The sequence below is a fragment of the Shewanella fidelis ATCC BAA-318 genome, assembly GCF_000518605.1.
In the GTDB taxonomy this organism is placed as follows: Bacteria; Pseudomonadota; Gammaproteobacteria; order Enterobacterales; family Shewanellaceae; genus Shewanella; species Shewanella fidelis.
In genome coordinates this window covers 1-15218 of sequence record NZ_JADX01000019.1, presented here as the reverse complement: position 1 = coordinate 15218, position 15218 = coordinate 1, and the positions used below count along the sequence as shown (strand labels likewise).

Here is a 15218-nt window from a genome sequence, read left to right as displayed (position 1 = left end):
TTATCATCGTCCATCCATGAGTAGATTAGCACAAAATCAACTCGTTACAGTTATTTGTACAAAATGTTTCTCCATTTTACAAACGCCATTTTTTTGACCCCATTTCAATTACGTTGTAATAACTGACGCATTCAAGGCGTTTGCATGCTTTTTTCGAAAATATACACTTTGTTCATAGAATAATTAGCTATAAATAACGAAAAACCGAATATTTGCAGAGATTCAAACTAAACAATTATTTTTTACCAATTAACTTTTATATAAAATTTGGCTGTTATTATTGAATAATTAAACGATATTGCTTTGCAAATAAGTGATTTTCAGAAAAAAGCATTAGCGAAATAAAGCGACAAGACTTCACCATTTAGGTCATGGCTTATATACTATTGTTCTTAATTTAATTCTTGGAATATTGTGGTGAAGTGGTTAAAACGACTCTTTATAGCTTTCTTTAGCCTAGGCTTACTCGGCGTCGCCGCAATTGTTGCTGCGTACTTTTATGTGTTACCTGATCTACCAGATGTCACAACGCTAAAGACTGTCAAACTACAAACACCACTTAGAATTTATAGTAGTGATGGCAAACTGATCTCGCAATTTGGTGAGAAACGCCGTATTCCATTAAAACTAGAAGATATCCCTAAACCGCTTTTACAAGCATTTATTGCTACTGAAGATGCCCGTTTTTACGAACACAAAGGTATCGACCCTATTGGTATTATTCGCGCCGCTTCAGTCATGCTTGCCACAGGTGAGAAGAAGCAAGGTGCAAGTACCATTACCATGCAGGTTGCACGTAACTTCTTTTTGACTCGTGATAAAACTATTATCCGTAAAGTGAAAGAGATCTTTATCTCAATCCATATTGAGCAGCTACTGACTAAAGATGAAATTCTAGAGTTATACGTCAACCGGATCTATCTTGGCCAACGCGCATACGGAGTCGGTGCTGCTGCACAAGTTTATTATGGCAAAGAAGTTGGTGAGCTAACGCTAGCTGAAATGGCTGTCATTGCCGGCTTACCCAAAGCGCCTTCAACGCTAAACCCTATCACTTCAAAGACACGCGCTAAAGCACGCCGCAACGTTGTATTAATGCGTATGAATGAGGTGGGTTATATCAATAGTGCCGAGTATCAAGCCGCACTAGATAGTCCAATCACCGCTAAATACCACGGTGCTGTTATCGATCTTTATGCGCCATATATTTCAGAGATGGCACGTGATTACTTAGTTGAAAAACTGGGTGAAGAAGAGGCCTATACTGGCGGCTATGATATCTACACGACAGTAAACTCTAAACTACAATTAGATGCGCAAAAAGCGCTACGCAACAACGTATACGCTTACGATGAACGCCATGGCTATCGTGGCCGAGTGAAAGAACTTTGGACAACCACGGCTTTAGAAACCGAAGAAATTACCGCAAAACTTAAACAAACCGGTGCGTTCCAAGGCATGCAGCCTGCGGCCGTAATGACGGTAGATGAGCAGACCGCAACAGTAATGACAGCAAAAGGCGAAACCATTGAATTACCTTGGGATGGTATAAAATGGGCACGTCGCTTCATTACCAATAAACGCCAAGGCAAAGCGCCAAAGCTGGCAACTGATGTGCTCAAGCCAGGCGAGCAAGTTTGGATCCGTAACAATGGTAGTTTCTGGCAACTCAGCCAAGTACCTTTAGTAGCAAGTGCCTTAGTTTCACTTGATCCGCACGACGGTGCCATTCGTACCTTGGTCGGTGGCTTTAGCTTCTACACGAGCCAATATAACCGTGTCACTCAAGCTAAACGTCAGCTAGGTTCAAACATTAAGCCATTTATTTACAGTGCGGCAATGGAAAAAGGCTATACACTAGCCACATTAATCAATAACGCACCAATTAATAAGCCTGATACACGACAAGGTACTGCTTGGCGCCCTAAAAACTCACCTGACGTATATGGTGGCCCAACTCGTTTACGTGTTGGTTTGGCACAGTCGATTAACGTTATGTCAGTTCGAGCCATGCGCTATGCTGGCCTTGATGCAACCATTGCAGAACTAGTTAAATTTGGTTTTGATCCTGCCGATCTTCCGCGTAACGAGTCAATTGCGCTAGGTTCGCCATCGGTAACGCCTTTGCAAGTGGTCACGGCATTCTCTGTTTTTGCCAATGGTGGCTTCTTAGTTGAACCGTACTTTATTGAACGAGTTGAAACTGCAAACGGTGCAATTGTAGAGCAAGCAAACCCGACACTTGCTTGTAAACCTGCTGTAGCTGAACCGCTAATGACCAGTGATGATCCATTTGCTGCCATGGCACACGAACTACAAGCAAATAATAGTGAGCAAGATCTGCAAGCTGATGATGCATTAATTTGTGGCGATGCTAATTCTCGTTATGCACCACAAATTATCTCTGAGCAAACTGCTTTCTTAATTACTGAAGCGTTAAAAAGTGTAATTTGGGGTGGTGGAGACTGGAGTAAAGGTACTGGCTGGAACGGTACTGCATGGCGAGCAGCACGAGTAGTTAAGCGCCGAGATATTGCAGGCAAAACCGGTACAACCAACGAATCCCGCGATACTTGGTTCAGTGGTTTTAATCCCAAGCTAGCGACCACAGTATGGGTAGGGTTTGATGACCATAGTCAGGAGCTTGGCCGCACAAGTTGGAACGCTAACGGAGCCAAAGATCAGATCTCACTCGCTGAAGCTGGTGCCAAAACTGCAGGCCCAGGTTGGAATGAGTTTATGAAGGATGCCTTAGCCGGAACGCCTGAAGTACCTATGTCACCTCCTGAAGGTATAGTATCTGCCAGAATTGATTTAGCAACGGGTAAGCTAACTCGTAAAACTGACCATACCAGCAAGTTTGAGTACTTTATTTCCGGTACTGAACCAACCGAGTATGTGACTGATCAAGAAGACAATAGCGATATCTTCATTGATAAAGCTGAAGAAGATCTGTTTCAGTAATACCAAAATCAATAGATAAAAAAATGCGGTTATAGCCTGTGCTATAACCGCATTTTTATTAGAGCAAGAGACGAGCCTTAAAGGAACTAGCCCTGTTGCTTAGCAACTAACGCACTCTTAACTTGAGGTAGTGATGTACCACCTAGTGCTTCGCGCTTAGCAAGACATGACTCAATGGTTAAGCAATCATACACATCTGCATCAATCACAGGACTAAATGCTTGCAACTCTTCTAAGCTTAAGTCTTCTAGAGGGGTTTGCTTAGCAATCGCACTCACCACAGCTTCACCCACAATATGGTGCGCTTCTCTAAATGGCACGCCTTTAGCCACAAGGTAATCAGCAAGCTCTGTTGAGTTGGCATAACCCTGTTTAGCAGCACTTAAGGTTTTCTCACGATTAACTGTTAAACCACTGAGAACAAGGGCAGCCATTTCTAAACAAATCGACCAGCTATCCATTACATCAAACAAGCCTTCTTTGTCTTCTTGCATATCTTTGTTATATGCAAGAGGTAGCGCTTTCATGGTCGTTAGAATAGCCATTAGACTGCCATAAACACGACCCGTTTTACCTCTAATAAGCTCAAGCGCATCAGGGTTTTTCTTTTGTGGCATCAATGAAGAACCTGAAGTGACTTGATCATCAAGCTCAATGAACCCTGCCTCACCACTATTGAAGAAAATTAGATCTTCTGCCATGCGGCTAAGATGCATCATGCTGATTGAGGCATCACTACAAAGCTCAATCACATGATCTCTATCGGATACCGTATCTAAGCTATTTAACGTTGGCGCGGCAAACCCTAATGACTGGGCAAGTTTCACCCGATCCATTGGATACGCCGTCCCCGCCAGAGCGCCAGTACCTAATGGGCAAGTGTCTGCTCGCTTTAATGCGTCTTGCAAGCGGCTGATATCTCGTTCAAACATCTCTACATAAGCAAGACACCAATGCCCAAACAGCACAGGCTGAGCTCTTTGCAAATGCGTGTATCCAGGCATAACCGCATCAAGCTCTCTTTCGGCGAGCTCAATCAATGCCTGTCTAAGATTGCTGAGTAAACCAAGTAACTGGCTACCCTCTTTTTTACACCACAACTTAAGATCTGTTGCTACCTGATCGTTACGCGAACGGCCCGTATGGAGTTTTTTACCTAGATCTCCCACTTTGGCAATTAAAGACTGCTCAACAAAACTGTGAATATCTTCAGCACCTGAGGCAATAATCTGCTGCGGATTATCAATAGTTTCACCAAGCAACTCATTTAGTGCTTGGTGCAAGTCACTGCACTCTTGCTCTGTCAAAATACCGACTTGAGTAATCGCGCTTGCCCATGCAATTGAGCCAATAATATCTTGCTCAATTAGGCGGAAGTCTACCGGTAATGAGTCGTTAAAAAGTTTAAACAGTGCACTGCTTTCTTGGCTAAATCTGCCGCCCCATAATGCCATTTTGACTTCCTCTACAATCTTATAAGGCGCTGTTATCCGCCTTTAACTCTATGCTTTCAAAGTGCTAACCCACAGTGTTAGCACTTACTAACTTTTATGAATTTTGCTTACTTTTGTTGATGTAACGCTCTGATACGACTTGATAACGAGTAAAGACGGATAAAGCCTTCTGCGTCTTTTTGGTTATAAACATCATCAGCCCCAAAAGTGGCAAACTCTTCTGAGTACAAGCTATTTGGTGAACGCTTTTTCACTACGCTCGCTTGGCCTTTATAAAGCTTAACAACCACTTCGCCGTTAATCAGATCTGCTAGAGGCTTAGAAGCACCAAGTAGTGATTCACATAAAGGTGTAAACCAACGACCGTCATAGACAAGGTGCGCCATTTGAGCGCCGACTTGCTCACGCCATTGACGGCTGGTTTTATCAAGCACTAACTCTTCAATAGCGCGCAGTGCTGCAAACATCACAGTCCCACCCGGTGTTTCATAACAGCCACGAGACTTCATGCCCACAAGTCTATTTTCCGTAATATCGATTCGGCCTACACCATGTGCACCAGCAACTTCATTTAGCACCATCAGCGCTTGGTAAGGGCTAAACCCTTCACCGTTCACCTTAGTCACTTTGCCTTGCTCTAGCTCAAGTGATACATACTCTGGTTCATTCGGTGCGTCTTCTGGCGCGACAGTCATGGTCCAAACACCTTTTGACGGCTCATTCCACGGATCTTCTAACTCACCGCCTTCATGTGAAATATGCCAAGCGTTTGCGTCACGACTATAAATTTTGGTCGCTGACGCCGTCGTCGCGATATTGCGCTCTGCAAGGTAATCAAGCAGATCTTCACGGCTTACCATTTCCCATTCACGCCATGGAGCAATCACTTTAAGATCCGGTGCCAGTGCAGCAAAGCAGCCTTCAAAGCGCACTTGGTCATTACCTTTACCTGTGCAACCATGACAAACAGCGTCTGCACCAACTTTACGCGCCACCTCAACCTGAGCCTTAGCGATAATAGGTCTCGCCATTGACGTGCCTAGCAGGTACGTACCTTCGTAGATTGCACCTGTAGCAATGGTTGGATAAATATAATCAGCCACCAGCTCTTCTTTTAGATCAACGATATAACATTCAGATGCACCTGAGGCGATGGCTTTCTCATATAATCCTTCAAGTTCAGCCTCTCCTTGGCCAACATCAGCACAAAACGCCACAATCTCACAATTGTTATAGGTCTCTTTTAACCATGGAATAATCGCTGATGTATCTAGACCGCCGGAATAAGCTAAAACAACCTTTTTAACTTCTGTTGAAGCATTTACCACTGAATTTACGTTAGACATTTTTTGTTCCTACTACTTGTTTTGGCTTCAGTTAGCCGATGCAAACTGATAATTGTTTTATGATTAGCTTAAAAGTGTCACGAGTACTGCATTTTGCGCATGCATTCGATTTTCCGCTTGCTGTAAGATCAGCGAGCCTGCCCCGTCAACCACCTCAGCGGTTGCTTCAACTTCGCGGTAAGCAGGTAAGCAGTGCATAAAGTGCTTTGCTCCCGCCTTTTGCATAAGCTCAGCGTTAACCTGATAAGGCTTAAACTTGGCTTCGATCTCATCCATTGATGTACTATCTCCCATAGAGATCCAAGTATCAGTATAAATAGCATCATGGCCTTCAATTGCCGCAATATCTGAACTCAATACCAACTTACCACCATGCTTCGCAGCCAGCTCTTGCGCTTCACACACGACCTTGCCATCTGGGAAGTGACCCGGTGGGCATATAACCGTAAGCTGGGCACCTAAGATTGCTGCGCCAAACATCAATGAGTGAGTAACGTTATTACCATCGCCGACGTAAGCAAGCTTCACCTTACTCACATCCGAGTATTGCTCAGTCAAGGTCAGAAAATCTGCCAAGCCTTGGCACGGATGGTAAAGATCTGATAGCGCATTAATAACAGGTACTTTGCCGTGCTCCGCTAATTGCTCGATCGTTGAATGCAAAAACGTTCTCGCAACAATGGCATCTGCCCAGCATGAAATATTGGCCGCAAAATCAGACACTGGCTCACGTTTACCTAGTGCGCCATTTTGCTGATCTAGATATAAACAGTGACCACCAAGTTTATTAATACCAATATCGAAACTGACCCGAGTACGCAGTGACGGCTTTTCAAATAACATCACTACACTTTTCCCCTCAAGTGCATGCTTATATTCTGCAGGGTTAGCTTTAATCGTTGCCGCCAACGCTAGTAAGTCGAGTAGTTCTTGTTGGCTTAAATCTTTAATTGATAATAAATGTTGCATCGAATTACTCTCCTAAGGTTGGATCTGTGTGCCAACGCTTTCACCTTGGCATAATGCGATTAACTGTTGGGCTTGGTTCCAAGAGGCTATCTGTACTGCTTGTCCCATAGATTCAGCGACATCAAGTGCAGCTTCAACTTTTACTTTCATGCCTTTGGCTATCACGCCCGTTTTAGTAAGTGCTTCCACTTCCGCTCTATTTAAGCTCTGTATTAGCTCACCTTTATCGTCTAATACACCTGATACATCTGACAGTAAAACCAGTGAGCCAGAAACCAATTTAGCTAATGCCGTGGCAGCTTGATCAGCATTGACGTTTAGCATTTCACCTCGCTCGCTAATTGCTATTGAACTCACAATCGGTAACCAACCTTGAGATAATACAAACTCCATGTAGCTCGCATCTTTAGGGGTGACTTCGCCGACTAAACCAAGTTGCGGCGTTTTAACGGTCGCTGTCATCATGCCGGCATCACCTAAACTCATACCAAGACTAGTAATGCCTGCTTTGATTGCCGCAGCTTGTAATTTTTTATTGGAAGTTCCAGCTAAGGCGCCAACTACAATAGGCATATGTTCTGCAGGCGTCACTCTTAAGCCTTCGAGCTTTTCAGATACCATTCCGTTAACTTGTAACTGTTCATCAACCAAACAGCCGCCGCCATGAACCATTATCAGAGATTGACCACCAGCCATCATTGTCGCCGCAGCTTGCATTAGCTCTGCCATCGCGACATCTGATTGCAGTAACGCGCCACCGACTTTAAGCACCATGACCGGCTTTTGAGCTAAAGAGTGTGTTTGCATATTCATATTCCCCTTAATCAACTTTTGCGACATTAAAGTGAATCTTTATGCACTGTAGCGCTTGACTTGCCGCCCCTTTCATTAGGTTATCTATCGCACTAGCAATAACTAAATACCCTGTCGTTGCATCGTACTTCCAACCAATATGACAGTTAGGTGTAAGCACCACATCATCAACCTTAGGAAATTGATTTTGCTCAACCTTAACTAACTCACTCGCGTTATAACATTCAAAGGCTTGGCTAATATCATCTGGGTTAGTACCCGACTTAAGCTTGACTGTTATCGTCGCTAGGATCCCACGTTTAAAGTTGCCCAAGTGCGGCGTAAAGATCACTTCTTGCCCTAACTGAGTGGCAATTTCAGGTTGATGCCTGTGTCCAAGTACACCGTATGGAGTCAAACTAACTTCACAAAAGCTCGTTTGTAGTTGCGCTTTTCTACCTGCCCCCGTCACACCGCTAACGGCATTAATGACAGGAAGAGTATCTGTTAATAGATGAGCAATCGGCTTAAGTGCCATCAATGATGCTGTAGGATAACAACCAGGAACAGCAATCAATTTACTGTCGGTAATATTATCGCTATTCCACTCAGCTAAGCCGTATACCGCATCAGCAAGTACTTGAGGATATTCGTGAGTAAAACCATACCACTTAGGGTATTGAGCTAAGTCTTGAAATCGATAAGCACCACTTAAATCAAATACTGCAAGCCCTTGCTGATAGAACCAAGCAGCAAGATGCAAACTGACAACATGATCAGTGGCCAATACCACTGCATCAGCAGTTGCCACTATAGTGTGTTTTGCATCTTCGGTAAGTGGGTTTAAGCATAGCGAGATATGGCTATATACAGGATAGAGTTCTGATAAGGACTTACCTTTATCCAAGCTATTTTCAGAAACATAAAGGCCTTGAATTGATAAGTTCGATTCGGCGTTTATAAGAGAAGTAATCTGTGCGCCCGTGTACCCACTAGCGCCAATTATGGCTATATTTTTCATAGTCTATGACTTTAAAACCTTAATTTTGAAATTAGATGACATAACGAAAAAAAGAATGGGCACAACTTAAGCCCTGGCTTAACACCATTAATGACAAGACTATCGTCGCAGGAAGTGGGTATGAATTAGCTTCATGACTATTAATTGAACCAGATTAAACATATACACTCTCATAAAACAGGCCATTGATATGTGGCAGTTACCTTAGCTGTTTGATAGACTAACACGCAAAATTAATTATGCAATATATTTGAATATATATTTAGGTATTTTTTATGAAAACCCTCCCAGATATTAAAAGCAGTTTTAGTCAGCTAATAGCCGCTCCCTCTATTAGCGCGCTTGAAGCAGAGCAGGATATGAGTAATAAAGCCGTCATTGAGTTATTGCATACTTGGTTTAGTGATTTAGGTATGCAGTGCCAATCAGTGCCAGTGGCAAACACCCGAAATAAGCACAACTTAGTCGCTTCATTTGGTCAAGGACAGGGAGGTTTATTATTGGCAGGACACACAGATACCGTGCCTTTCGATGAAGGACGCTGGAACCAAAACCCTTTCTTATTGACTGAAAAGGATAATCGTTGGTACGGGCTTGGCACCTGCGACATGAAAGGTTTTTTTGCACTCGTGCTTGAAGCTTTAAAAGAGTTGCCAATGGATAAGTTTCAACGACCTTTGCATATCTTAGCCAGTGCCGATGAAGAAACCACAATGAATGGAGCTAAAGCCTTTGCCGCCGCAAAATCGATTGCTCCGGATTACGCAATTATTGGTGAGCCCACCAGCTTAAAGCCGGTATATATGCATAAAGGTCATTTAACACAAGGGATCAGAGTGACAGGGCGAAGTGGCCACTCCTCAGATCCAGCTAAAGGCTTAAATGCAATTGAGATCATGCATCAAGTCACGGGGCAGTTACTTAAATTAAAGCAGCACTTAGCTGATAATTATCGTGAAGATGCCTTTAGTGTACCCTATCCAACAATGAACTTTGGTCACGTCCATGGTGGCGATGCAGCTAATAGGATCTGTGGTTGTTGCGATCTACATATCGATTTACGCCCGATCCCGAGTCTCGCCTTAGCCGATTTAGAACTGATGGTTGCTAACTACTTAGCACCGATTTGTAGTCAATATCCTGGTGCTATCAGTATTGCACCGCTATATCCGGGATCAGAACCCTTTGCTGATAAAAAGGATGGTAGTTGGACTCAACTCGTGGCTAAGCTAAGCGATGCTCAACCTGAGGTGGTCAACTATGCAACCGAAGCCCCCTATATTAGTCAATTGGGCTGCCAAACCTTAGTGCTTGGCCCCGGAAGCATCGAACAAGCCCACCAGCCAAATGAGTTCTTAGATCTTTCCTATATCACTCGTACAAAAGCACTGCTAAAAGAGCTGATTTATCATGCATGTATAAAATAAATTGCTACTTTTTAAAGCGTTTTTAGTGCAAAGCACAAACAGCATAAAAGCAGGCGCACCTAAAAAGTGATATGGGACACAATCAAGCACGATATTTTTATCTCGATCATTGCCTAGCACAACACTGCTAGGTATTGTGATCGACTAGCTTACCGATATGGAGCATGTATGGTAGATATGTATGCCTCGCTAAGGTCAAATGTTGGAACCTTAGGGCAAATTTTAGGTGACACAATCCGCACCGATCTTGATGAATCGTTTTTAGAAAAAATTGAACAAATCCGTCATCTTGCTAAAAGCTCGCGCCAAGGTGATGATGCAGCTCGTGAAGAGATGCTTACGCTATTATCATCTTTAAGCGATGATGAGCTAGTGCCTTTTGCCAAAGCATTTAACCAATTCTTGAACTTGGCCAATATCGCAGAACAGTTCCATACCATTAGCCGCAACTGTGACGAATTAGTATGTGTTCCCGATCCTGTTGAGCAACTACTTGGACGTATGCTAGGCGGCAAAATAGATCAAGAAAAAGTACTCGCTTGTTTAAAAACACTCGATATCGATTTAGTACTAACCGCACACCCTACTGAAATATCTCGCCGTACACTCATTCAAAAGTATTCAGCAGTCATCGACTCGCTAACAGCACTAGAGAATACTCAGCTTACCGAGCAAGAGAAAAAACAACACCATTTACGTTTGCGCCAACTTATTGCGCAAATTTGGCATACCAATGAGATCCGTAACGAGCGCCCAACGCCGGTTGACGAAGCTCGCTGGGGACTAAGCACCATTGAGGCCTCGTTATGGCAGGCCGTTCCTGATTTTCTACGCCAATTAAACCAACAAGTAGAAGAGCGCACCAATACCCAGCTACCTATCGACATTGCGCCGGTAAGGTTCTCCAGCTGGATGGGCGGCGACAGAGACGGTAACCCTTTTGTTACTTCCGTGGTGACTCAAGAAGTACTGGATCGCAATAGACATACTGCTGCTCGTCTATATCTAAAAGATGTTGTGTTACTTGTTAACGAGCTATCAATGGAAGGCGCGAATGAAGAGTTGCTTGCGTACACCAATAATAGCTGCGAGCCTTATCGCGACGTACTTAGAGATCTACGCCAAAAACTTAGGGCTACAATCGACTACCTCAATGCTAAGCTCGAAGGCCATCAACCAGACGTAAATCTTAATGACATTATTTGGCATGAAAGCGATCTAAAAGATCCATTAATGATGCTCTACAAGAGTTTATGCGATCAAGGCATGAGCTTAATTGCTAATGGCTTATTGCTCGATATGCTGCGCCGTATCGCCTGTTTTGGTATTCATATGCTAAGACTCGATGTTCGCCAAGATGCACAACGCCATGCTGACGTTATCGCCGAACTTACGCGTTATTTAGGCATGGGAGATTACGCCCATTGGGATGAGTCTGAGAAACAATCTTTCTTACTACGTGAACTCTCAAGCAAACGCCCGTTAATCCCAGCGAATTGGCAAGCCTCAGCAGAAGTCGAAGAAGTGGTAAAGACTTGCCGTCTCGTTGCTAGCCAGCCAGCACGGGCAATGGGCTCGTACGTCATATCTATGGCCAGCAAGCCATCTGATGTATTAGCGGTTTTGCTGCTACTAAAAGAGGCCGGCTGCCCGCACCCAATCCGAGTTGTACCGTTGTTTGAAACCTTAGATGACTTGAATAACGCATCAGATTGTATGTCGGCACTGTTTAACATCGATTGGTATCGTGGTTACACCAAAGGTACCCAAGAGGTGATGATTGGCTATTCTGACTCGGCCAAAGATGCTGGGGTAATGGCTGCAGCTTGGGCACAATATAGTGCACAAGAAAAGCTAGTCGCAATTAGCCAAGAAGCCAATATCAAACTGACATTATTCCATGGTCGCGGCGGCACAATTGGACGCGGCGGCGGACCAGCTCACGAAGCGATTTTATCTCAGCCTCCAGGCTCAGTTGACGGTCGGATCCGTGTCACCGAACAAGGTGAAATGATCCGCTTTAAGTTTGGCTTACCAAAACTTGCGGTACAAAGCCTTGCGCTATATACCTCAGCAGTCATGGAAGCTACCTTATTGCCACCACCAGAGCCAAAACCTGAGTGGCGTGAATGCATGGAGCGCCTAGCAGATGATTCTGTAGTGGCTTACCGTGCAATGGTACGTGAAGAGCCTGACTTTGTGTCTTACTTCCGCGCTGCAACTCCTGAAGTTGAATTAGGTAAACTTCCACTTGGTAGTCGACCAGCTAAACGTAGAGTTGATGGCGGAATTGAAAGCTTACGTGCTATTCCATGGATTTTCGCTTGGTCGCAAAACCGCTTAATGTTGCCAGCGTGGTTAGGTGCCGGTGAAGCACTTAAGATGGCAACTGACAGAGGTGATTTACCTTTGTTGCAAGAGATGGAAAAGCAGTGGCCATTCTTTAAAACTCGCATCTCAATGCTTGAGATGGTCTATGCTAAAGCAGAACCAAATTTATCTAAGTTCTATGAAACAAGCTTAGTCAAAAAAGAGCTACACCATCTAGGTGTACAACTGCGAGAACGTTTGGCCATAGGTATTGAAGCCGTACTCGAGCTGACTCAAGCTGAAAGCTTAATGGCGCATACACCATGGAATCGTGAATCAGTAGAACTAAGAAACCCATATATTGATCCTTTAAACTTCCTACAAGCAGAACTACTTGCAAGAACACGTCGCGAAGAGCAATCTTCACAAAACGTTGAGTTAGCGCTTATGTTAACGATCGCTGGAGTTGCCGCAGGAATGAGAAACACAGGTTAATGAAATTATTAAAAGTCGCCTTTGCAGGCGCTGCACTGTTATTGACTGGCTGCGTCAGTCAATACAGCATCACAGAAAAAGAGCTAGAAGGTTACCTCAATGACGAAATGCATTTTGAGGTAAAACAAGGCAATCAAATCTTTGGTATAGACTTACGAGTTAATGATATCAAAGTTACTTTAGGTGATAAGCCCGACACTATGGGCGTATCAGCGGTTACTCTCGTTAGAGTTCGTAACCCTATGCTACCAATTAATGCAGATCTGGTTACCCAGTTTGAAGCACAACCTTGGTATGATGCGACTAATCACAGTGTTTATTTACGAAATCTGCAATTAGTAAAGGTTGAGTCGAAACCAAAAGATATTGAAAAGGCGATTGGCTCTATCGCACCGCAGTTAATGGGCTTTTTAACACAGTTTCTTGAAACACAACCAGTATATGTGGTTGATATGAAAGAGTCTAAGCAGGCGTTAGTTGCCGATATGACCAAGCGAATCGAGGTCAAACCCGGGAAGCTGGTGTTAGTTTTTGACGAAGAGTAATCTCTGTAGATAATTAATGCTAAAAAGCAGGATCAGCTGATCCTGCTTTTTTATATTCAACACCAATCAACAACTACTTTTTAAAGCGCCCTATTGAGCCATAATCAACAATAACAGCTTCGCCTAATAACTCTCGACGCAACATATCAAACGCTACAGCAGTGCTTATACAGCGCACCAAGTCTCTCGATCTTCGCGGTAACTTGATCATTTGACTATATACTCCGCCCTTAGTAGCAAGAGCAATGGCAACAGTACCTACGGGTTTTTCCTCAGAGCCACCGCCTGGGCCAGCAATACCACTTGTTGCTAACGCATAATCACTATCAAGAATAGTCCTTACACCTTTAGCCATCTCCTCCACGGTAGCAATCGACACTGCACCATGGTCATCTAAAGTTTCCGGCTTCACACCTAAAACTTTTACTTTAGACTCATTACTATAGGTAACAAGGCCATGATCTAAGTAAGATGAGCTCCCAGGAAAATCGATTAGCTGGCTTGCAATCATACCGCCAGTACACGACTCAGCAACGCTAAGCGTTAAGCCCGTACCGACCAAGAGACTATGGATCTCTTCTGCTAAACTTTTCTTCTCATCTGCAACTAGCGCATTCCCAAGCAAAAAGCGGATCTGCGCCTCAACTTTATCTAGCTGAGCAATAGCCATTTTCCCGCGAGCAAAAAGCTTAATTTCTATGTGCGGCATTGAGCTACGGTAGCCGAGTGTCATCCCTGCTGGTAACTCAATCTTTTCCAACTCATCAGCAAGTGCTGACTCACCTTGTCCAAGAGTTAAGTACTTTCTAAGTGCCACATCGCCAGTAATATCAAAGTGTTGTCTAACAAAGGGGATAAATTGCTCTACAACCATTTGCTTAAATTCAAATGGAACACCGGGAGTAAAGAAAAACCAAGCTCGATTATGCTTTACGGCAAAACCACATGCGGTTCCAACAGGGTTGTCTATCATAAGCGCAGATGCTGGTAATAACGCTTGTTTAAGATTACTCGCCGCCATAACTCGTCCATTTCGCGTAAACCAATCCTCTAAGCGTTCACGCCAAACGCTATTTTCAACTAATACTTCTCCTTTTGTAATGGCCATAGCTTCAGTTGAGAGATCATCACTTGTCGGCCCAAGGCCGCCATTCACCAAAATGATATCTGCGTGATGGCTACGCTCTTCAAACACACTGACCAGATCTTCTAAGCGATCACCAACAGTCACACGGCGCTGACATTCGATCCCGTGCTCCATCATAGTGTTGGCAAACCACGCAGCATTGGTATCAACTATTTGTCCTGCTAATACTTCTTCGCCGGTACAAATCATTTCTAGTTTCATTTGGTGTTCCTTACCCGAATTTGTTTTGAGCTTTAAAGGGTTGTAATGCAGCTAAACTATGCAAGCTCGGCATCAATAGCAATAACCAATTATGATTAAATACCGTAACAGCATAAAAGAGGTAGTACGAAGACACTCAGTTTCAGGCTCAATAGATTAGATAAATAAGTACTTACACTAGAAAGTAAACAAAGGTGACTCAGTATTAAAATGGGATGGTATACCTTGATACGAAGCTGGAGACCCCGCTCAGCGGCGGGTTGACGTCGGGAGTCGTTCTTTCGCGTCTGGAAATGGCCAGCTTCGAGCAAGCTCTCCGCGTTCACCCCTTGCATCAAACTTCGTTTGATAAGCACAAGGGCTTCACCCTACTCCACATGGGAACTGAACCTCACTGCGTTCGGGCTTTTTATTTCCCCATGTTCGTTCGGTCATCTTTCGTTATTTAGCGCCTGGAAATGTCCAGCTACGCTAAAGCTTCGCGCTCATAAACACATCGCTAGCGCGATATTCGCCCTACTCGGTTCGCGCAGCGAACACATGGGGG

At 44.0% G+C, this 15218-nt stretch carries 10 protein-coding genes; 4 read left to right on the top strand and 6 right to left on the bottom strand.

The window, feature by feature from the left end:
- Positions 1–417 precede the first annotated feature (417 nt).
- Positions 418–2964, top strand: a complete 2547-nt coding sequence (locus tag L884_RS0109875; protein ID WP_028767352.1) for a penicillin-binding protein 1A — start codon at positions 418–420, stop codon at positions 2962–2964.
- An 86-nt stretch (positions 2965–3050) separates the two neighbouring features.
- On the opposite strand, the gene argH is transcribed toward L884_RS0109875, so the two are convergent.
- The 5 genes from argH to argC form a co-directional block, all read right to left on the bottom strand.
- Positions 3051–4418 carry an argininosuccinate lyase gene (gene argH, locus L884_RS0109870; RefSeq protein WP_028767351.1) on the bottom strand — a complete coding sequence of 456 codons (1368 nt, stop codon included), beginning with the start codon at positions 4416–4418 and terminating at the stop codon, positions 3051–3053.
- A gap of 107 nt (positions 4419–4525) precedes the next feature.
- The gene (locus tag L884_RS0109865; RefSeq protein WP_028767350.1) at positions 4526–5764 is read right to left on the bottom strand and encodes an argininosuccinate synthase; all 1239 of its coding nucleotides are present in this window, start codon (positions 5762–5764) and stop codon (positions 4526–4528) included.
- A 63-nt stretch (positions 5765–5827) separates the two neighbouring features.
- Positions 5828–6733, bottom strand: coding sequence for an ornithine carbamoyltransferase (locus L884_RS0109860; protein ID WP_028767349.1), 906 nt, complete (start codon positions 6731–6733; stop codon positions 5828–5830).
- A 12-nt stretch (positions 6734–6745) separates the two neighbouring features.
- Positions 6746–7540, bottom strand: coding sequence for an acetylglutamate kinase (gene argB, locus L884_RS0109855; RefSeq protein WP_028767348.1), 795 nt, complete (start codon positions 7538–7540; stop codon positions 6746–6748).
- Positions 7541–7553: 13 nt separating this feature from the next.
- Positions 7554–8546 carry an N-acetyl-gamma-glutamyl-phosphate reductase gene (gene argC / locus L884_RS0109850; RefSeq protein WP_028767347.1) on the bottom strand — a complete coding sequence of 331 codons (993 nt, stop codon included), beginning with the start codon at positions 8544–8546 and terminating at the stop codon, positions 7554–7556.
- Between the two features lie 275 nt (positions 8547–8821).
- Here argC and argE point away from each other — a divergent pair, with 275 nt between their 5' ends.
- The 3 genes from argE (at position 8822) to L884_RS0109835 (ending at position 13323) form a co-directional block, all read left to right on the top strand.
- Entirely contained in the window at positions 8822–9973 is a 1152-nt protein-coding gene (gene argE / locus L884_RS0109845) for an acetylornithine deacetylase (RefSeq protein ID WP_028767346.1), read from the top strand.
- A 168-nt stretch (positions 9974–10141) separates the two neighbouring features.
- Positions 10142–12778 carry a phosphoenolpyruvate carboxylase gene (gene ppc / locus L884_RS0109840; protein WP_028767345.1) on the top strand — a complete coding sequence of 879 codons (2637 nt, stop codon included), beginning with the start codon at positions 10142–10144 and terminating at the stop codon, positions 12776–12778.
- Positions 12778–13323 carry a YceB family lipoprotein gene (locus L884_RS0109835; protein WP_028767344.1) on the top strand — a complete coding sequence of 182 codons (546 nt, stop codon included), beginning with the start codon at positions 12778–12780 and terminating at the stop codon, positions 13321–13323. Before ppc ends, L884_RS0109835 begins: the two co-directional genes overlap by 1 nt.
- Positions 13324–13396: 73 nt before the next feature.
- On the opposite strand, the gene L884_RS0109830 is transcribed toward L884_RS0109835, so the two are convergent.
- Positions 13397–14671, bottom strand: a complete 1275-nt coding sequence (locus L884_RS0109830; RefSeq protein WP_028767343.1) for a CinA family nicotinamide mononucleotide deamidase-related protein — start codon at positions 14669–14671, stop codon at positions 13397–13399.
- Between the last annotated feature and the right edge of the window lie 547 nt (positions 14672–15218).

Excerpts from the sequence above, each read along its gene's own strand:
- argH (WP_028767351.1), bottom strand. The coding sequence starts at position 4,418 with ATGGCATTATGGGGCGGCAGATTTAGCCAAGAAAGCAGTGCACTGTTT.
- L884_RS0109865 (WP_028767350.1), bottom strand. The coding sequence starts at position 5,764 with ATGTCTAACGTAAATTCAGTGGTAAATGCTTCAACAGAAGTTAAAAAG.
- L884_RS0109860 (WP_028767349.1), bottom strand. The coding sequence starts at position 6,733 with ATGCAACATTTATTATCAATTAAAGATTTAAGCCAACAAGAACTACTC.
- argB (WP_028767348.1), bottom strand. The coding sequence starts at position 7,540 with ATGCAAACACACTCTTTAGCTCAAAAGCCGGTCATGGTGCTTAAAGTC.
- argC (WP_028767347.1), bottom strand. The coding sequence starts at position 8,546 with ATGAAAAATATAGCCATAATTGGCGCTAGTGGGTACACGGGCGCACAG.
- argE (WP_028767346.1), top strand. The coding sequence starts at position 8,822 with ATGAAAACCCTCCCAGATATTAAAAGCAGTTTTAGTCAGCTAATAGCC.
- ppc (WP_028767345.1), top strand. The coding sequence starts at position 10,142 with ATGGTAGATATGTATGCCTCGCTAAGGTCAAATGTTGGAACCTTAGGG.
- L884_RS0109835 (WP_028767344.1), top strand. The coding sequence starts at position 12,778 with ATGAAATTATTAAAAGTCGCCTTTGCAGGCGCTGCACTGTTATTGACT.
- L884_RS0109830 (WP_028767343.1), bottom strand. The coding sequence starts at position 14,671 with ATGAAACTAGAAATGATTTGTACCGGCGAAGAAGTATTAGCAGGACAA.